The 17,195-nt window shown below is 42.1% G+C and carries 20 protein-coding genes and 3 pseudogenes; 12 read left to right on the plus strand and 11 right to left on the minus strand.

The genetic code is table 11. The features are described from left to right. The 4 genes and pseudogenes from F6K51_RS30815 to F6K51_RS30830 form a co-directional block, all read left to right on the plus strand. A pseudogene (locus F6K51_RS30815) lies at window positions 1-129 on the plus strand (protochlorophyllide oxidoreductase); the annotation flags it as partial. A 245-nt stretch (window positions 130-374) separates the two neighbouring features. Continuing rightward, window positions 375-503: a hypothetical protein gene (locus F6K51_RS30820; RefSeq protein WP_293027720.1), complete on the plus strand. Its 129-nt coding sequence runs from the start codon at window positions 375-377 to the stop codon at window positions 501-503. Next, the gene (locus tag F6K51_RS30825) at window positions 504-1,328 is read left to right on the plus strand and encodes a class I SAM-dependent methyltransferase (RefSeq protein ID WP_293027723.1); all 825 of its coding nucleotides are present in this window, start codon (window positions 504-506) and stop codon (window positions 1,326-1,328) included. It begins immediately after the preceding gene. Window positions 1,329-1,507: 179 nt separating this feature from the next. After that, entirely contained in the window at window positions 1,508-2,587 is a 1,080-nt protein-coding gene (locus F6K51_RS30830) for an NAD/NADP octopine/nopaline dehydrogenase family protein (RefSeq protein ID WP_293027727.1), read from the plus strand. Here F6K51_RS30830 and F6K51_RS30835 read toward each other — a convergent pair. Together F6K51_RS30835 and F6K51_RS30840 are read right to left on the minus strand one after the other, a co-directional pair. Then, window positions 2,584-2,802 carry a hypothetical protein gene (locus tag F6K51_RS30835; RefSeq protein ID WP_293027730.1) on the minus strand — a complete coding sequence of 73 codons (219 nt, stop codon included), beginning with the start codon at window positions 2,800-2,802 and terminating at the stop codon, window positions 2,584-2,586. The two genes, F6K51_RS30830 and F6K51_RS30835, sit on opposite strands and share 4 nt — an antisense overlap. Window positions 2,803-2,840: 38 nt before the next feature. Next, a complete protein-coding gene (locus F6K51_RS30840; protein WP_293027732.1) occupies window positions 2,841-3,212 on the minus strand; it encodes a hypothetical protein in 372 nt (123 codons plus the stop codon). A gap of 324 nt (window positions 3,213-3,536) precedes the next feature. Here F6K51_RS30840 and F6K51_RS30845 point away from each other — a divergent pair, with 324 nt between their 5' ends. The 4 genes from F6K51_RS30845 to F6K51_RS30860 all read left to right on the plus strand — a co-directional run bounded on the left by F6K51_RS30845 (window position 3,537) and on the right by F6K51_RS30860 (window position 7,366). Continuing rightward, window positions 3,537-3,779: a hypothetical protein gene (locus F6K51_RS30845; RefSeq protein WP_293027734.1), complete on the plus strand. Its 243-nt coding sequence runs from the start codon at window positions 3,537-3,539 to the stop codon at window positions 3,777-3,779. Continuing rightward, complete coding sequence (locus F6K51_RS30850; RefSeq protein ID WP_293027738.1) at window positions 3,772-4,143, plus strand: type II toxin-antitoxin system RelE/ParE family toxin; 372 nt, start codon at window positions 3,772-3,774, stop codon at window positions 4,141-4,143. The genes F6K51_RS30845 and F6K51_RS30850 overlap by 8 nt, the downstream gene beginning before the upstream one ends. Window positions 4,144-4,411: 268 nt before the next feature. Next, entirely contained in the window at window positions 4,412-7,009 is a 2,598-nt protein-coding gene (gene leuS, locus F6K51_RS30855; protein WP_293027741.1) for a leucine--tRNA ligase, read from the plus strand. Between the two features lie 183 nt (window positions 7,010-7,192). After that, on the plus strand, window positions 7,193-7,366 hold the full coding sequence (locus F6K51_RS30860) for a hypothetical protein (protein ID WP_293027744.1): 174 nt from the start codon (window positions 7,193-7,195) through the stop codon (window positions 7,364-7,366). A 278-nt stretch (window positions 7,367-7,644) separates the two neighbouring features. On the opposite strand, the gene F6K51_RS30865 is transcribed toward F6K51_RS30860, so the two are convergent. Together F6K51_RS30865 and F6K51_RS30870 are read right to left on the minus strand one after the other, a co-directional pair. Further along, a complete protein-coding gene (locus F6K51_RS30865; protein WP_293027746.1) occupies window positions 7,645-9,075 on the minus strand; it encodes a fatty acid desaturase in 1,431 nt (476 codons plus the stop codon). A gap of 179 nt (window positions 9,076-9,254) precedes the next feature. After that, window positions 9,255-9,434 (minus strand): annotated as a pseudogene (locus F6K51_RS30870) (IS66 family transposase); the annotation flags it as partial. Window positions 9,435-9,629: 195 nt separating this feature from the next. Here F6K51_RS30870 and F6K51_RS30875 point away from each other — a divergent pair. After that, window positions 9,630-9,899 carry a hypothetical protein gene (locus tag F6K51_RS30875; protein ID WP_293027774.1) on the plus strand — a complete coding sequence of 90 codons (270 nt, stop codon included), beginning with the start codon at window positions 9,630-9,632 and terminating at the stop codon, window positions 9,897-9,899. Between the two features lie 274 nt (window positions 9,900-10,173). Here the strand turns inward: F6K51_RS30875 and F6K51_RS30880 are convergent, their stop codons facing one another. Further along, window positions 10,174-10,731, minus strand: a complete 558-nt coding sequence (locus F6K51_RS30880; protein ID WP_293027749.1) for a pentapeptide repeat-containing protein — start codon at window positions 10,729-10,731, stop codon at window positions 10,174-10,176. Between the two features lie 77 nt (window positions 10,732-10,808). Continuing rightward, window positions 10,809-12,971, minus strand: a complete 2,163-nt coding sequence (locus tag F6K51_RS30885; protein ID WP_293027772.1) for a Tex family protein — start codon at window positions 12,969-12,971, stop codon at window positions 10,809-10,811. Between the two features lie 115 nt (window positions 12,972-13,086). Between F6K51_RS30885 and F6K51_RS30890 the strand changes: the two are divergent. Next, window positions 13,087-13,551, plus strand: a pseudogene (locus F6K51_RS30890) (VOC family protein). Here F6K51_RS30890 and F6K51_RS30895 read toward each other — a convergent pair. Together F6K51_RS30895 and msrA are read right to left on the minus strand one after the other, a co-directional pair. Continuing rightward, entirely contained in the window at window positions 13,500-13,700 is a 201-nt protein-coding gene (locus tag F6K51_RS30895) for a hypothetical protein (RefSeq protein ID WP_293027752.1), read from the minus strand. The pseudogene F6K51_RS30890 and the gene F6K51_RS30895 sit on opposite strands and share 52 nt — an antisense overlap. Window positions 13,701-13,924: 224 nt before the next feature. Then, a complete protein-coding gene (gene msrA, locus F6K51_RS30900) occupies window positions 13,925-14,389 on the minus strand; it encodes a peptide-methionine (S)-S-oxide reductase MsrA (protein WP_070395020.1) in 465 nt (154 codons plus the stop codon). A gap of 448 nt (window positions 14,390-14,837) precedes the next feature. Between msrA and F6K51_RS30905 the strand changes: the two genes are divergently transcribed. Further along, on the plus strand, window positions 14,838-15,236 hold the full coding sequence (locus F6K51_RS30905) for a hypothetical protein (protein ID WP_293027758.1): 399 nt from the start codon (window positions 14,838-14,840) through the stop codon (window positions 15,234-15,236). A gap of 385 nt (window positions 15,237-15,621) precedes the next feature. Here the strand turns inward: F6K51_RS30905 and F6K51_RS30910 are convergent, their stop codons facing one another. Next, window positions 15,622-15,906, minus strand: coding sequence for a hypothetical protein (locus F6K51_RS30910; protein WP_293027760.1), 285 nt, complete (start codon window positions 15,904-15,906; stop codon window positions 15,622-15,624). Between the two features lie 115 nt (window positions 15,907-16,021). On the opposite strand from F6K51_RS30910, the gene F6K51_RS30915 reads away from it, so the two are divergent. Further along, window positions 16,022-16,378 (plus strand): hypothetical protein, encoded by a 357-nt coding sequence (locus F6K51_RS30915; protein WP_293027763.1) that lies wholly within the window; start codon window positions 16,022-16,024, stop codon window positions 16,376-16,378. Between the two features lie 6 nt (window positions 16,379-16,384). Here F6K51_RS30915 and F6K51_RS30920 read toward each other — a convergent pair whose 3' ends face one another. Further along, window positions 16,385-17,089 (minus strand): PEP-CTERM sorting domain-containing protein, encoded by a 705-nt coding sequence (locus F6K51_RS30920; protein ID WP_293027767.1) that lies wholly within the window; start codon window positions 17,087-17,089, stop codon window positions 16,385-16,387. After that, window positions 17,002-17,195, minus strand: a 194-nt coding sequence (locus F6K51_RS30925; protein ID WP_293027770.1) for a hypothetical protein, incomplete at its 5' end; no start/stop codon positions are given. The genes F6K51_RS30920 and F6K51_RS30925, both read right to left, overlap by 88 nt.

Genomic DNA, 17,195 nt, shown 5'->3' on the forward strand with positions numbered 1-17,195 from the left:
TGGAGCTGGGGTAATCGACAAAAAGAAGGTCGTAAGTCCTTTGTTCAAGAAGTTTCTAATGAAGCAATGGATGATTCTAAAGCTAAGCGCTTGTGGGAATTGAGCGAAAAGTTAGTTGGACTAGGGTAACGTTAAATCATGGTGCGTTACTATAGCATTAAGGAAAGGCAATAGGCAAAAAGCAATAGGCAAAAGTTAATCAACTATATAGGGACTTTTGCTAATCGAAAAACCTTCCTTTGTTTCAATTCCTTTGTAAATGCTATATATGCGTTACTAGTTTTGCCGACTGCTTTAGCATGATTGATACTATTGATTAGGGAGCAAAATGCTCCCACTATCAAATCAATCATGATCTAGCAATTATCAGATTCATGAGGTACACAGGATTTTTGGCTACTCTCCCCTTCCCACACTCTTACCACTACTCCCTGCTCCCTACTCCCTGCTCCCTGCTACCTAAACCCCAAAATTTGGTACCTCACCCAATTGATAAATGCTAGATGAAAGACATTAAACAACTACTCCAAGCTATCTACTCTAAAGACTTGGAAGAGAAAAAAATTTGGTATTCTTCGGTTACAGAGGCTTACGACCAGGCCAGACCACGCTATCCTCAGCAACTGATTAACCGTGCCGTGGAGTTAGCCCAACTTCCTGCCGATGGGATTATTCTTGAAGTGGGATGCGGTCCGGGCACTGCTACGACAGCATTTGCTGACTTGGGTTTCTCGATAGTTGCTATTGAACCTAGTGAGGAATCTTGCCAGCTAGCGCGACATAACTGTAGCCAATATCCAGATGTAGAAATTATCAATAGTACCTTTGAAGAGTGGGAGCTAGAAACTGGTAAATTCCATGCTGTTTTAGCAGCGACTTCTTTTCATTGGGTTTCCCAAGAGATCCGGTATCAAAAAGCAGCTGATGCTCTAAAAGACAATGGGTTTATGATTTTGCTATGGAATACGCCCCCTCAACCGAACCATGAAGTTTGCCAACTGTTGAATCAGGTCTATCAAACTTACGCTCCCTCTCTGAAACCCTGTGAAGAGATAGAAACTCATCAACAGAACCTCAGCAAAATTGCAGAAACTGTTATTAATTCCGGGAAATTCCAAGACTTAGTATCGGAACAGTTAGTGTGTGACGTTACCTATAGTATTGATAATTATCTAGCGCTTTTGAGTACTTTATCACCTTATATAGCTTTAGACCACCAGCAGCGAGAATCTTTGTTTCAAGGGATTAAGGAAATACTAGATCTAGAATTAGGCAGTAGTATTGAAACTTCCTATCTGTCTGTTCTTCAGATTGCTCAAAAAATCTAGTCTAGAGTTTACTGTGACTTTACCTCAGTTTTAATATCAACAATTCCTTTCAAGGTAGTGGTATACAAGTGTGGTATACAAGTAGTGATTTTAGTACCTGAAACCTTGACCATACCATAGCCAAATCACTATATCTTTATCACTCATCGAATTTTAATCAACCCAATCAGGATATTTTTATGTCACAAGATAGTTACCTTGTTGTAGGTGGGGGAAATACAGGTTTAGCAACAGCAGTGCACCTGAGTTCTCAAGGAAATCCAGTTTATCTATTTTCTCGCCGTTACTCTTCAATCAGTCAAACCAAGATTGTTCGTTCAACGGGTATATGTTCACCAGGCAATTATCCAATAGCAGCTTGTGCTAACCAGATTGAGGAAATTGCTGCTGCTAATGAGGGTAAATTGCCCGGGAATATTGTGATCTGCTGTCGGGGTCAGGATATTGAATCTTATGCCAGGATTTTGGGGGCATATATTAACTCTCAAAGCAACATTATGATTATCTGTGCTAGCCGGTTTTCAGGTCGAGTTTTTTGCAAAGTTATACAGAGAGAATTTGGCAGGATTCAAACCCAATTACCTGCAGTTGCAGATGTCAACAATAGTCCCTTTGCTTGCCGAGGAAACGCTGACGACGAAGTGAAGATTAGTAAGTTTAAAAATAAATTCAAGGTTGCTGCCCAGAACTCAGAGATGACAGAGCGCATTGTCGCAGCTTATCAAGGTTCGTTCAAGAGTTTGCGAACTGCTTCTTCCAGTTTAGAAGTTAATTTAGATAAATGTAATGATATCTTTCACGTTCCTTTAATCATAGCTTCCTTAGCAAGGTGGGAGCTGGGAGAAAGTTATAATGTTTACCGAGGGTTCGGTCCTCGTACTGCTAATTTGATTGGTGATTTAGATAGTGAGCGCCTAGCCATAGCTAAGGCTTTAGGGTTTCCTGATCTAAGCGATATGTACGATTATTTTAAAACTGCCTTTGGAACTCCTGGCCCATCTCTTTACGAACACATTCACCAGATCAAAGCACTCGACAATGCTACTATCAGGAATCCCCATCATCGCTATCTATCAGAAGAATTGCCTTTTGGAGCTTTTCCACTACAGGCTTTAGCTCGCTTAACAGGAGTGGATACGCCATGTTTAGATAGTTGTATTACTTTGGGGAGTAAGTTTATCGATGAACCTCTGACGTGGACTGCTCAGTTTCTAGAGTTGGACACTCAATGGCTGAACAGTCAACTAACACATAATTAAAAGCAGGGCAAACGCATCTTGTTGGGTAACCAGGGATAGTTCTCAATAAACCCTGCCTTACCTTGATGCAAAGCGCGAGTGGTTAAGGTGGCTGTGTGGGTCACCTGCCTCCGCACCGCTGTTTGCCCCGTGGAAACTGCGCTGGCTCCCTTCCTTGCTGCATCCCTACTCCCTGCTCCGAAGTTCCGATGATCCGCTGTTCCCTTTGCTATCAATCTTGAAAGTTCTACAAGAACGAGTTGAAAAGTACTGTTTAGACTCTCCTTTCGTATATCTTTACCTCTAAGCCAGTAGAATATTTACACAAAGCAACAACACTATAGTTATCAAGATCGGTACTACCTTTGTAAATAACTTTGAATCCATCCGGTAGAACGCTTAAACTGTTGGCAAGGTTGTCTGTTTCAAGTATTAATGTAGGTAAAGAATTAATTGTTTGATGAGTGTAAAGCTCTAAATGAAAATGAGAAACATCGACGACCTGATGCTCCTCATAATTATCGTGAAGACTATTTCGTAAGGAGATTCCCATATTGCTAAGTATTTCTAGTATTAGTTTAGATGTTGGGAATCTTAAAGCTAATCCCAATAAGTTGGCATTTGTACTTTCTGAAATATTAATCATTGGTAATTTTCCTTTATTTTGGCATCCCTAATAAGTTTAACAATAATTGCCCCTATCAGAGAATTAAAATTATTTAACTCCACCTCATAATAACTGTGGCGCTGCCAGACAACAAAGAATCGTTAACGTTAGAGTTATGTGCAACGATTGATGAGAGATACATCATCACATTAGATCACCTAGCCTCTCTGGACATGCCTACTGTGCCCCCTGGTCTGGTGTTGCGCTCAATGTTGTTTCTCTTGGGTTAATATGGCAAATATTGTTGTTTAATGCCATTGGTGCTAGAGTGGTGAAAGGTTTCTTCCCATACAAAGAATCGCAATGAGCAGCAGCCTGAATATCCAGCTAACTGATAAACTACGCCGCTATGTTGATATGCGGGCAAGCGATAATGATGTCTATGCAACCCCTAGCGAATACATCCGCGATTTGATTCGTCGGGATATGCAGGACTATTTGATTGTGTCCGACATTATCCAAGGGCTAGGGGAAATTAGGAATCAAGAATTTGTCCCGGAATCCATCCTGGATATTTTAGAAGAAGATAATCGGGATTGTGACTAGGAAAAACTATCTCCTCACCCCCACAGCGCGGCGGCACTTACGGGAAGCCAAAGCATGGTCACGGGCCAGATGGGGCAATGAATTAACAAAACAGTATTTTCATGACCTTGAAAAAGCCGCACAGTTTATCGCCCTTAACCATCAAAAAGTTGCGAAACGCCAGGAGCTGACAGGGGATAGCTCTCTGTGTTTATATCCTGTTCGAGAACATTATATTGTCTATGAACCCTTGGGAGAAAAACGGATCGCCATCGCTGCTTTTATCCGTATGGGGAGGGATATTCCGACGCTACTGAGTAAACATGCCGTCACCTTAAAAGAGGAGCTTACCGAACTCCGAAAAAGTAGTTTGAACGAGAATTAATTACTTCTGGCGATAAAAAAAATTTTTTGCTCAAATACATGAACAGGAATTACCAGTACAGATGACTTAATCCAAGCTTTTGTATGGGTATTTTTTGAATTCTAACTTCATCTCATAGATGATCATGTTTATCTTTGTCATCTACGACAAAAGATTGTAGCATAGACTAATCAGAATGTTGTTTGTTGGTGGCGTTTTCATCCCCATGTCTGAAGCCAGGGGCTTTCAACGCCACATTTTCGGAAATCATACCCAAGGAGTATCACTTGTGCAGTCACAATACAACCCCACCGAGATAGAGGAAAAATGGCAACAAATTTGGGAAGAGCAAGGCTTGTACCAAACCCCCACAGAAACTGACAAGCCGAAATTCTATGCTCTGTCCATGTTCCCCTATCCATCGGGTAACCTGCACATGGGTCATGTCCGTAACTATACAATTACTGATGTGATTGCCAGGAAAAGCCGGATGCAAGGCTATCGCGTACTTCACCCTATGGGTTGGGATGCCTTTGGATTACCGGCAGAAAATGCTGCGATCGCTCGCGGGATTCATCCGGCTAAGTGGACATACCAAAATATTGCCCAAATGCGATCGCAATTAAAGCGCCTCGGACTGTCCTATGACTGGGATTGTGAAGTAACCACTTGCTCCCCGGACTATTACAAATGGACTCAGTGGATTTTCTTACAGTTCTTCACAGCTGGACTGGCCTACCAGAAAGAAGCAGCCGTGAACTGGGACCCGGTAGATCAGACCGTGCTAGCCAATGAGCAAGTGGATAGTGAAGGACGTTCCTGGCGTTCTGGAGCCAAGGTGGAACGGAAACTGTTGCGTCAGTGGTTCCTTAAAATTACCGACTATGCTGAAGAATTGCTCAAGGACTTGGATACCTTAACCGGTTGGCCAGAACGGGTGAAGCTGATGCAGGCCAACTGGATTGGTAAATCTGTTGGTGCTTATCTAGAATTTCCGATTGTGGGCTTAGATGACAGCTCAGATGAGGGCTTAGATAACAAAATTGGTGTATTCACCACTCGTCCAGATACAGTTTATGGCGTTACCTATGTGGTGCTAGCACCGGAACATCCCTTGACCGCAAAAGTCACTACCCCTGACCAAAAGGCTGCAGTTGAAGCCTTTATTGAGGAAGTCAGTAACCAAAGTGAACTGGAACGGACAGCAGAAGATAAGCCCAAGCGAGGGATTCCCACTGGTGGTAAAGCCATTAATCCCTTCACTGGGGACGAAATCCCGATCTTGATTGCTGACTATGTGCTGTATGAGTATGGTACTGGCGCGGTGATGGGAGTACCAGCTCATGATACCAGAGACTTTAAGTTTGCCCAGGAAAAGCAATTACCAATCAAAGTGGTGATTGTCCCAACTTCAGATGATGTCGAAACAGTTAATGACACTCCTCTAGAAGCGGCTTACACCGAACCGGGCATTGTCGTGAATTCTGACCAATTCAATGGCATGGATTCCGTCAAGGCCAAGACCGGAATTATTGAGTATGCTGAACAACAGGGCTGGGGCAAAGCCCGAGTGCAGTATCGCCTCCGAGATTGGTTAATCTCTCGCCAGCGTTACTGGGGTGCCCCGATCCCTGTGATTCATTGTCCTAACTGCGGCGCAGTGGCAGTGCCAGACCAAGACCTGCCAGTAGAGTTACCAGAAGATGTGGACTTTAGCGGACGTGGTCTTTCTCCCTTGGCTCAATTAGACAGTTGGGTGAATGTACCTTGTCCCAATTGCGGTACACCAGCGAAACGGGAAACCGATACCATGGATACCTTTATCGATTCCTCCTGGTATTTCTTACGTTATCCCGATGCCAAGAATGACTCCGCTGTGTTTGATTCCAACAAAACCAATGATTGGATGGGAGTGGATCAGTATGTAGGGGGAATCGAACATGCTATTTTGCACTTGCTCTACTCGCGATTCTTTACTAAGGTATTGCGCGATCGCGGTTTACTAAACATTGATGAACCATTCCAACGTCTTCTAACTCAGGGGATGGTGCAGAATACGGCTTACAAAAATACCAAAACCGGGAAATATTTCGCTGTTGTAGATATCGATCCCAATGACCCTAAAGATCCAGACACTGGGGAACCCTTGGCGGTATTCTATGAAAAAATGTCTAAGTCTAAATACAACGGTGTCGCACCAGAAGATGTAGTAGCTAAATACGGTACCGATACCGCTAGGATGTTTATCTTGTTTAAAGCACCACCAGAAAAAGATTTGGAATGGGATGATGCTGATGTAGAAGGGCAATTCCGTTTCCTTAATCGTGTCTGGCGTTTAGTATCGGATTTCGCCGCTAATGGTAGCACTAAATCTAGCCCGTCTAATGGTGATTTAACTAAACCGGAAAAAGACTTACGACGAGCAATTCATATCGCGATTAAAGAGGTCACTGAGGATTTAGAAGGGGAGTATCAATTTAATACGGCGGTTTCTGAATTGATGAAGCTAAGTAATGGGATTACTGATGCTAAGTGTAAAGACTCCCCGGTCTATAAAGAAGGCATTGAAACCTTGATTACATTACTCGCTCCCTTTGCTCCCCATATTGCTGAAGAACTTTGGCATAGTCTGGGTCATAGCTCATCCATACACAATCAACCGTGGCTTGAGTATGATCCTGATGCTTTGGTAGCCGATGAAATTACCTTGGTTATTCAAATCAAAGGCAAAACTCGCGGCACTATTCAAGTTCCCGCTAACTCCGATAAGGCAGCTTTAGAAACCTATGCTCGGGAATCTGAGGTAGCACAGCGATATCTAGAGGGTAAGGAGATTAAGAAAGTAATTGTGGTACCTGGTAAATTGGTAAACTTTGTAGTGGTTTGATCTAAAAAAAGCGAACGCGCCAGGGATAGCTAACGGAGCTATCAGCTCATGCAGTATGTCACAGGCTAGAAGCCTGTGCCACGCAGGGGATAGGTAATGGAGCTATTCCCTATTTCCTATTCCCTGTGCCCAGAGCTATATATTAGGTAAGAAACAATTCATCAGGTTCATTTACCAACAGCTATGTCTGAACAAAACGCACAAGTCTGTCCTATCTGTGGTGTCAAGATCATACCAGGAGGGCAAGTAGAGGATAGAGTCATCTTTAAAGTCGGACCAGTAGGAACAAGAGCTATCCTTTACCAGCGCGTTTGTCAGTATGTTCAGAAACCAGGCTGCATCAATAAGAATCCTTAGCAATTATCAATGGGGTGAGGTAATTCCCCTGGTTTACTGACAAAACTATTCAACAGCGTAGTGGTACGTTTTTTAGAACTGGGGGTGGTACTAGGGCTGCTGCTATAGCTGGGGCTGCATTTCTGGCGCTTCTTCAAATTGTTGTCTGACAGAGTTTAAATCTAGATAGAACAATCGGCATCCATGCTAACCCTATGGATGCCTTTTTATTGGTTTGGTAATTCTGAGGAAGAATTCAGAAGCTTTTCCTGGTTGCACGGTAGAATCAGCACGATTGCTCAGAGAATGCTCTCTGAACTTCTAGTACAGGATGCTTCTATTTCCGATTCTTCTGGAGAAGCTCCCATTTTAGTAATGTGTCTTTGAAATGACTTATGTACCTCAACAAAAGTGGTCGAAATATATGGAATACCATGTTTACTACATACGCTCTCAACGATCGGACTTATTTTTTTCAATAAGCTTGGCTTAAAAGCCGGAAATAAATGATGCTCTATGTGGTAGTTAAAGTAGCCATAATGAAATTCTACGAATGACAAGAGCCAATTAGTTGGATACCAATTGCCGGATGTTTTTACTTGAATTTCAGCCCATGAAAATTTATTATGAGAAGGGTTGATATTTTTAGTTAAGGCCAATACATTGTGATTTTCTTCGTGATCATTATATAATAAAATGAAAGCTGAATATGAGCAAGATATTGAGTATACACAAAAAATTAAAAAGGCATTCCAAAAACCATGTAAATACCCGCAATAAATGACAAGTGTTAACAAAACTACTCTTGCTAAAATATGTGCAACCATCTCGTATTTATGACGAACAAACTCTCTATTTAAGATTAACCAAATAGTACTCATAGGCATAGTACGAAAATGGTAGGTTAATATTCCTATCCAAAAATAAATTCGCTGATATTTATGATGTGGCTTACGCTCCATATATTTATGGATACGTATTGGAGCATATTGATTTGTTTGATAATCTATAGACGAATGGGGTTGATTATGATGGGTTTGATGAATAATTTGCCACTCCAACCATGATAATCCACATAAGTCAAAGAAATGTGCTGCGAAAAAGTCTAACAATTTATTTTTTGTGAAGCCAAAATGGGTGACCATATGGGACATGTTTGTGGATGCACAAACCATATGAAACCCTAACAATACGGCTGAAAATATTGAGAAATTTATCCAGGTCAGATATGACAGCAAGATAAATATTATTGAATAATAAAGGAAGTACATTATTCCTTCAAATGCAGTGTAATGTATTGATTCATTGTTTTCTACTAAATATTCTTTGACTTTAGATTTTAGCTCCAACCAAAAATCATCATCCCCCGTTTTTTTGTAAACTAATCTATCTAAGTATCTATCGATATTATCTTTGTACAAATAATCTTGAGTTACATCAAGATAACCCACTAGTTTTATGCTATTTTTTTGCAAAAAATGCTCACTTTTGATTTGTTCTTCTACATTGGTACGTATGTGTGATGATGAAAATAAACCACTACAATCTGTTCCTAAATTTCCTCTAAATGTATCTCCAAATGGGTGTTTATGAATGAAGTCTGTAATATCATATACAAGTCCATTGATTGAAACCCAGGCATCCGAGTAAGTGGAATGCTTTTTTAATTCCTCGTAACTAATACATCTATTTATAGCCAATGATTTATCTGTTTCTGTGGCTTTAATCATGTCAGTATCGTTTCTTATGTTTTTGTTTACTCAAATTAGGTAACTGCCCAGATAGGGGTTCTAGACAAAGACAAAAGGATGACCACTCAAAACCTGAGTAAGAACATCAAGAAGATTGAGGTTCGGTTTTCTAGCACAAGAGACGAAACGAACGGATATCGGCATGGGTAATCGCACTTTCGTGAGGATCGAAAACTACCAGAAATCTTCTGCTTGCACTTCATCATGCGCAGGTCACCTTCAGCACGGGTTTTAGTAAACGGCACTAGAGGTTCCTGAAGGAAGAGTAACACATCGCAGGCGTAATCTCTCAGTCGCAACAGCAGATTATGACCAACTCGGCGTTTGATCCTTCCTCTATCTGGGCAGTTACAAAATTACCACAAAAACCGAGTTGTTGTAACCAGAATGGAAAAAATTTGCTACCTAGGGTTTGCTGAAAAAAGCTGAAACCTTTAGATTCAAAGGCTTTAACCTGGCTTGAAAGTCTCTGGTGATGCTCTGGAATCTGCTATAATCCTAAAATCCTTGCAGTGGCGAGGTCTGTAGTACAAATGTACCATAAAGTTGAGCAACCCCCAACACCACCGGAAAACTTCGAGCTACCCTGCCTCGGAAAACTATCCCCAGACAATCGTTGGGTAATCATGGCCAACTTAATCCCCTGGTCAGAATTTGAACCAGAATATGCTCAAAACTTCGGGTGCATCTCATATTTTATTTGTAAAAAAGAAGGGAAGTGTCGGAAGTTTCCGAAGTGTCCGAAGTTTGGGGAGGGTGAGCAGTTTGGGCAGTGTGGGAATTGTATTATAATTTTTGTCTAATTGCATGCATTGAGATGCACCCAAAACTTGATCAGGTGCGCTTGACCTTGGCGAATTAAATTCGCCACGGGTCGCACCTCAGGGGCTGGTTGACTGACAAAAATGCTTACCTCTTTTATTCAAAAGCTGTTCGCGCACCGTAGGCATAGCGGATAAGAACCTAAAGTAGCACCATCTGTAGCCCATTAGCTGATACGCGACACGCTGAATGCTGTTCGCGTAGCGTGCGCGTAGCGCTTAAGCTGAATGCTAATTCACTTTGGCAGTCCCTAATTTACCTAGGAAGCTGTGCATCAGTAAGGTTAGCATTATCAAGGTTAGCGTTAGTCAAATCAGCGTTAATGAAATTAGCGTTAGTGAGGTTAGCCCCACTCAAATCAGCACCATTGAGGTTGGCATTCAGAAAGGTGGTGTTACTGAGGTCAGCACCCCTAAAGGAGCTACCACTCAGGTCAGCACTGATGAAATTTGCCCACACTACGCTAGCACCACTGAAGTCGGCGCGACTCATGTTGGCCCCTGTGGCGTAGGCTGAATCTAAGTTGGCATTGCGGAAGGTTGCCCCTGTGCCATTCATAACTCTCATTGCTGCACTTTCGAGCATGGCATCAGAAAGGTTAGCGCCACTAAGATTTGCTCCCTGGAGGTTAGCATATCTCAGGTCTGCTTCCCTCAAATCAGCTCTGGCTAGGTTAGAATTTACCAGGTCACAGCTTCGACATTCCTTAGTTTGCAGCAGTTGTAGATAGTGCTCGCGCACTTCAGCATTGATAGGAGCGATTAACCCTAAGGAGGCTAGCAGTACACTAATTCCTAAGATTCTGAACTTCATAATTTCTGGCCAAATCTTGTTTTGCCTGTATTATGGCAGTGAAGTTCAAGAAATACCCAATATTTCTACCGTGATTGCTAATTACTACTGTGCGATCGCATTGATAAACTAACGCGCTTCAGTTTTTCATTTACTTCCATTACCCGCACCTTCACCACCTGTCCCACTTTGACTATCTGTTTGGGATCCTCTACAAACCGGTCAGCTAGTTGGGAGATATGCACTAACCCATCTTGATGCACGCCGATATCTACGAATGCTCCAAAGTTTACCACATTGGTGACAATTCCTTCTAATTCCATTCCAGGACTTAGGTCTTTGAGCTCATTTACTCCTTCTTTGAAGGTGGCGTACTTAAACTCAGCCCTGGGGTCTCGTCCTGGCTTTTCCAATTCCTGGATAATATCCTCTAGGGTTGGTAAGCCTATGGTATCTGTGACGTAACGGTTCAAATCTACTGACTTGAACCGTTCTGATCCTTGTTTAATCTTGGCTAGAGGTAACTGCAAATCCGATGCGATCGCTTTCACTACGGAATAACTCTCTGGATGCACAGCTGTGTTATCCAAGGGATTATCCCCGTTGCGAATCCTTAGGAATCCTGCTGACTGCTCGAAGGCTTTTGGCCCTAACTTTGGTACTTTAAGGATTTCCCGACGGTTCTTGAATGCACCTTGCTGATTGCGATAGGTCACAATATTATTAGCAATGGTCGGGGTAATCCCAGATACAAAGGTTAGCAGTTGAGCGGAAGCAGTATTTAAATCTACTCCTACATAGTTTACACAACTTTCCACCGTTTCATCAAGTTTCTTCTTGAGCAATTTCTGATCAACATCGTGTTGGTACTGTCCCACACCAATGGATTTAGGGTCAATTTTGACCAACTCAGCTAAGGGGTCTTGTAAGCGTCTGCCAATACTAATCGCTCCTCTGACTGTGACATCTAAATCCGGAAACTCCTCTCGTGCTACCTCACTGGCGGAATAAATCGATGCCCCAGATTCATTCACCATTACTTTAATTGGTTTGCGCTCCATGGTTTTGAGGACTTCCGAGATAAACTCGTCTGTCTCACGAGAGGCTGTACCGTTACCAATGGCAATTAGCTCGATCTGGTAGGTTTCGATTAAATTCTTAATGGTTTTGGCAGCTTGTTCGCGCTTTTGGCTGCCTTGATGGGGAAACACTGGCTGGTATGTGATGTATTTAGCTGTCTCATCCAGGATAGCCACTTTACAACCAGTGCGGAAGCCTGGGTCTATGGCTAAGGTTGGTTTCATTCCTGCTGGAGCAGATAACAACAGTTCTCGGAGATTGGCTTCAAAGGTTTTAATGGACTCTGCATCAGCATAGGTTTTGCGATCGGCGCGTACTTCCGTAGTTAGGGAGGTTTTCATGAGCCGATTAAACCCATCTTTGAGCATGGTCTGGTAAAACTCTCGCAGTAGGGTAGCTTTGGTGTGGATTTCCTCAGAATCTAGGTAGGACATAACATAGTCTTCATCAAAAGAGAGTTCCAGCTTTATTACTCCCTCAGCCTCACCCCTGAGCAGGGCTAACATATTGTGTGGCGCTACAGATTTAACTGGGATTTGGAACTCCCGGTACATTTCAAACTTAGTGGTACCTTCGGGATAATCCTTTTTAATCCGAGACACGAATACTCCCGATTTCAGGAAATAATCCCGCAAGTACGCTCGTAAGTGGGCTTTTTCAGCTACAGCTTCCGCTAAAATATCTGAGGCACCTTGAAGAACGTCCTCTACCGTATTGAGCTTATGGTCTGGGGAAATGTATTTAGCGGCTTCTTCAGATAAGGATACTGATTTAACTTCCGGAGTGTTCATCGACCCAATCCAGTCCGCTAAGGGTTCAAGTCCTTTCTCCCTCGCCATGGTTGCCCGAGTGCGTCGTTTCGGTTTGTAGGGCAGGTAGAGGTCTTCCAATTCAGTCTTTTGCTGGCAAGCTTCGATCTTAGCCTTTAGTTCATCGGTGAGCTTACCAGCAGATGCGATCGCATTCAGGATTACTGACTTCCGTTGCTCAAGTTCCGTCAGATAAGTATGGCGCTCAGCTATAGTGCGTAGTTGAACTTCATCGAGAGAACCAGTCAGCTCTTTACGGTAGCGAGCTATAAACGGAATAGTTGCCCCTTCAGCCAGTAAAGACAGGGCATTCTCGATCTGAGTGGCGCTTAACGACAGTTCTTGGGCTAATATTTGAGGAATAGTGGTCATGTTACCAGGAAAAGCGGACATTAAACGGGATTTTAAATAAATTTAAATTAGCAAATTGAGAACGGTATAACCATTAACAATTAACTATTAACACTTCCATTCACAAGTAACAATTATGGTTTCTAGCTCTGAAGTGATCAAACCTACCCTAAGCCCAGGTAGTCTCCGTCGAGTCCATCATATTGCTCTGAATGTGAAGGATATCCAAGCATCGCGCCACTTTTATGGTACAGTATTAGGTTGACATGAACTAACTGGAGAATAAGTGCCCAGTACCTTGCGATCGCTAGTCGAAGCCGGAAAAGTCACTAACTTCGTTACCCCAGATGGCATTGTTGTGGATTTGTTTTCCGAGCCAGACCTATCACCACCCGATCCAGACCCCCATCGTGGCTTTACTCGGGTGAATCATCTCGCCTTTGATATCGATCCTCAGTTATTTGACCAAGCCGTAGAGGTGCTAAAACAAAATCAAATTCCGATCGATCATGGTCCAGTAACTCGTCCTACCGGCAGAGGTATCTATTTTTATGACCCCGATGGATTTATGGTTGAAATTCGCTGCGATGCGATTGAATGAGACTTGGCTGAAGTTGTGAAGAATCGGGAATCGGGAATCGGGAATCGGGAATCGGGAATTGGGAATCGGGAATCGGGAATCGGGAATCGGGAATCGGAAAGAAGAATTAAGGCAAATAACCTTAGTTTGACATAACCAACTTGATCCACGAGTTAGGAGACAGTAGTCAGGATTTATAATTCAAAATAAGTTAAAGTTATGTTCTTGGAATAAACAAAATTTAAATTATATTTTAAACCAAAAACTAACTAAAATCACTTATTTATATTCCCTGCTCCCTGCTCCCTATTCTTAACTCATTTGATAGCCTTGGGGATTCCTAATCCCGACTCCCGACTCCCGACTCCCGACTCCCTATTATATCCTGCAATATCTACGTTAAAGACCGCTGCTTTTTTTCAAAATACTGTTGATGATAGTCATCAGCTAAATAATAATCGGAAGCTGGCTTAATTTCTGTGACAATATCCTTATCAAACTTACCAGAAACTTGCAGCTTTTGTTTTGACAGTCTTGCCAGCACTTCTTGTTCCTGATTGTGGAAAAATATCACCGATCGATACTGTTCTCCTCGATCAGGACCTTGACGGTTCAATGTAGTAGGATCATGGATAGACCAAAATACTTCAAGTAATTGTTCATAGCTGACTTTTTCCGGGTCATACTCCACCTGTGCCACTTCCGCGTGACCCGTTATTCTTGATAATACATCTAGATAACATGGGTTAGGAAAATGTCCGCCCATATAACCAACAGAGGTTGATACTACTCCCTTCACTTTCCGAAATGCTGCTTCTACTCCCCAGAAACAACCACCACCAAATGTCGCTTTTTCCATCGTTTTTATTCAATAATTGCTCAGGATTTATTCATTATATAGTAGTTATCATTTTTTGAGGGAGTAGGGAGTAGGGAGTAGGGAGTAGGGAATCGGGAATCGGGAATCGGGAATCGGAATCCCCCCTAACCCCCCTTAATAAGGGGGGAAGGGAATCGGGAATCGGGAATCGGGAATCGGTAAAAAATAATGTGTATATTATTATGATATAAACTGATAGCTGATGATAGCTGACATTTTTAACTCTAAACTATAAACCCTATCGTATTTTTTTCATTTGTAACAAAATGTTTTATGTTTAAAAATAGCATTGACTTTTTACGATATATTAGTAATAATAAAAATGTCTGATATTTCGATAATATTTCTGGACAAAAAGCCGCGCTTCCAAGTTGACAGACAAAGCGCGGCTTTATCCCCAGTCACAAGCTATGTGTGAGGTAATTCTATGATGCCAAAAAAACGGTCAGTAGATCATCTGGTTTACTGTCAGCGAGCCCTAGACCGGCTTGCCCAAATTGCTGAGAGCCAATCTAGACGGGAAGATTCCTATCTTTCTGCCATCACTGAGCGAGAGGAAATCTTGATTAACCTATACAGCAACTGCCGACTGTCCATGACACCCCAGGCGTTTTACCGCAAATGGCCAGTCAATCAAGCAGATATCGGTAACATCTGCTGCCGCTCAACTTACGCTGTAAATACCTGGCTGGCTCAAGGTGCTCGCTATAAAACTCCTAGTGCCGATTCTTTATACCATCTGGCTTTAATGGATTTCGTCTTAGAGAATTTCGAGGCAATTCCAAAGGAGTTATTGAATCGACTCTGCTCTAGGGTTGTTCGGTAAAGGGGTGTTGTCTGTTATAATTAATAATTTAGAATTTAGAATGGTAAATTCCAAATTAGACCTCTTGCATAAGTCTCATAAACCGTGGGTGTTGACAAGGCAAAAGTCAAAAGGCAAAAGGGATAGATTTTGATTTCTATAGATTCTAAATTCTTAATTTTACATTCTAAATTCTAGATTCGCGGATTCTACAGGACTTACGCATTTGCCCCCTAAATCCCCCAATTCTGGGGGACTTTGACATTATTACCCCCCAATTTTGATACCCCTGGCCAAATTAATATTTGTTTACACATAGGTCAACTGGTCGGAGCAAGAGCAGCAAAACGAGAACATCGGGTAGCGGCAAATGGGACTCCTCAGTTTGATAACTAATACAATTGTTTCAACTTATAGTCCCATACCAACTACGAACAAAGGATATTTTCCACATCTGCTCATCCTTTTGTAAACAAATATTAATTTCGCCAGCCGTATCAATACTGGGGGGAAGAGCATCGATAGCTATTAACATCCGAGTCAATCCTTCCTCAACTCTGGTAACTCTATTGACAACCTCTTCCATGGTCTGAATTCTCTGTTGATGGTCATTAGTAAGAGCTTCTACAGAACGGGCTAATGACTCCACCACTGCTTCAATCCGGTCTAATCTATCGTTATTGTTACTCACTGCTATAGGATTTCTAAATAGCTCATGAACACCAATACTAATTTAGTATAGCATTTATTGTAGGAATTATAAAAAATTATTCCCGTTTTTTACATTAACCAAAATCCATTTATACTTGATTAAGTCTTGCCTGTTCCCTGTTGCTTGTTGCCTTTACCTAAGAGATTTTGTTCACAACTTAAATACAAATGCTACAGCACTCGAAGTCAAGATTAAGAAATACGGCGGTTTGCATAACTATCAGGTAGACAGGATTGTTTTCCCACTTCCGACTTCCCTCTTATCTCTTCCCTGTTCCCTGTTCCCTGTTCCCTGTTCCCTAAAATCCAGAAATTTGTACCTAACTGAATTGCAAACCGCTGTATTTGTGTTCCCTACTCCCTACTCCCTACTCCCTACTCCCTACTCCCTACTCCCTACTCCCTTTCCTAATACCTTACTCACAAATCAGTTTTTTCCTACTGATAAGTAATTGAGGCTAAACCTTTTGTTTAGATGGGGAAGGTTTCAGCTTACGTTTGATGGTTGAAGCTAAGCCGAGAGTGGCAATGGTAAAGATACTTATACTATGAGTGGGTTCAGGGACAATCACCGGTTTCGCAGAAAAACTAATGGGTAACTCACTATCTTCCGGTCCTAAATTTTGAAAACCAGTGATAAATGGCGGTGCCGAAAAAACTTCAAAAAAACTAGGGGGCTGCAAAAAACTAGCGAAAAAGACATTAACAAAGTTTCCAGCTGAGGTGGAAAACCCAAAGCCGTCAGTTGTTAACTGATTAGCATCAAGACTAATTAAATTGTCAACTTCGAAAGGTTCGTTTCCCGGTGTAGAAGTACCAGTAGGTTGCAAACCAGTAATTGTTTCGCTGTTGCGCGTGCCAGTAATTTCAGAAATCAAGAAAAAACCCAAATCATCAGGAGTATCATTAGTAGTGAAAGTACCACTGGCTTCGATACCAGGAGCAGAATAACTCCAGTTCCAATTTAAAGCTGAAGCTGCCTGGGGTGCCACCAAAACTAATCCAGAGGTAGCAATCAGGAGTGTAGTAGATAGCAGAGTTAGATTTTTCATCGCAAATTTAGGGTTGAACAAAACTATACCAAAGGGAACAGGGAACAGGGAACAGGGAACAGGGAGTAGGGAGTAGGGAGTAGGGAGTAGGGAGTAGGGAAGAGGGAACAAAAATTATCACAATTCCTACACGGATTGGTATATAAGTTATGAGGTACGCTTTTCAACCTCAAAGTCCCCCTTATTAAGGGCAGGGCTGTTTCATTCTCATGAATAA

The organism is Moorena sp. SIO3I8 (assembly GCF_010692325.1).
GTDB lineage: Bacteria > Cyanobacteriota > Cyanobacteriia > Cyanobacteriales > Coleofasciculaceae > Moorena.

Excerpts from the sequence above, each read along its gene's own strand:
- F6K51_RS30820 (WP_293027720.1), top strand. The coding sequence starts at position 375 with ATGAGGTACACAGGATTTTTGGCTACTCTCCCCTTCCCACACTCTTAC.
- F6K51_RS30825 (WP_293027723.1), top strand. The coding sequence starts at position 504 with ATGAAAGACATTAAACAACTACTCCAAGCTATCTACTCTAAAGACTTG.
- F6K51_RS30830 (WP_293027727.1), top strand. The coding sequence starts at position 1,508 with ATGTCACAAGATAGTTACCTTGTTGTAGGTGGGGGAAATACAGGTTTA.
- F6K51_RS30840 (WP_293027732.1), bottom strand. The coding sequence starts at position 3,212 with ATGATTAATATTTCAGAAAGTACAAATGCCAACTTATTGGGATTAGCT.
- F6K51_RS30845 (WP_293027734.1), top strand. The coding sequence starts at position 3,537 with ATGAGCAGCAGCCTGAATATCCAGCTAACTGATAAACTACGCCGCTAT.
- F6K51_RS30860 (WP_293027744.1), top strand. The coding sequence starts at position 7,193 with ATGTCTGAACAAAACGCACAAGTCTGTCCTATCTGTGGTGTCAAGATC.
- F6K51_RS30865 (WP_293027746.1), bottom strand. The coding sequence starts at position 9,075 with ATGATTAAAGCCACAGAAACAGATAAATCATTGGCTATAAATAGATGT.
- F6K51_RS30875 (WP_293027774.1), top strand. The coding sequence starts at position 9,630 with ATGTACCATAAAGTTGAGCAACCCCCAACACCACCGGAAAACTTCGAG.
- F6K51_RS30880 (WP_293027749.1), bottom strand. The coding sequence starts at position 10,731 with ATGAAGTTCAGAATCTTAGGAATTAGTGTACTGCTAGCCTCCTTAGGG.
- F6K51_RS30885 (WP_293027772.1), bottom strand. The coding sequence starts at position 12,971 with ATGACCACTATTCCTCAAATATTAGCCCAAGAACTGTCGTTAAGCGCC.
- msrA (WP_070395020.1), bottom strand. The coding sequence starts at position 14,389 with ATGGAAAAAGCGACATTTGGTGGTGGTTGTTTCTGGGGAGTAGAAGCA.
- F6K51_RS30905 (WP_293027758.1), top strand. The coding sequence starts at position 14,838 with ATGATGCCAAAAAAACGGTCAGTAGATCATCTGGTTTACTGTCAGCGA.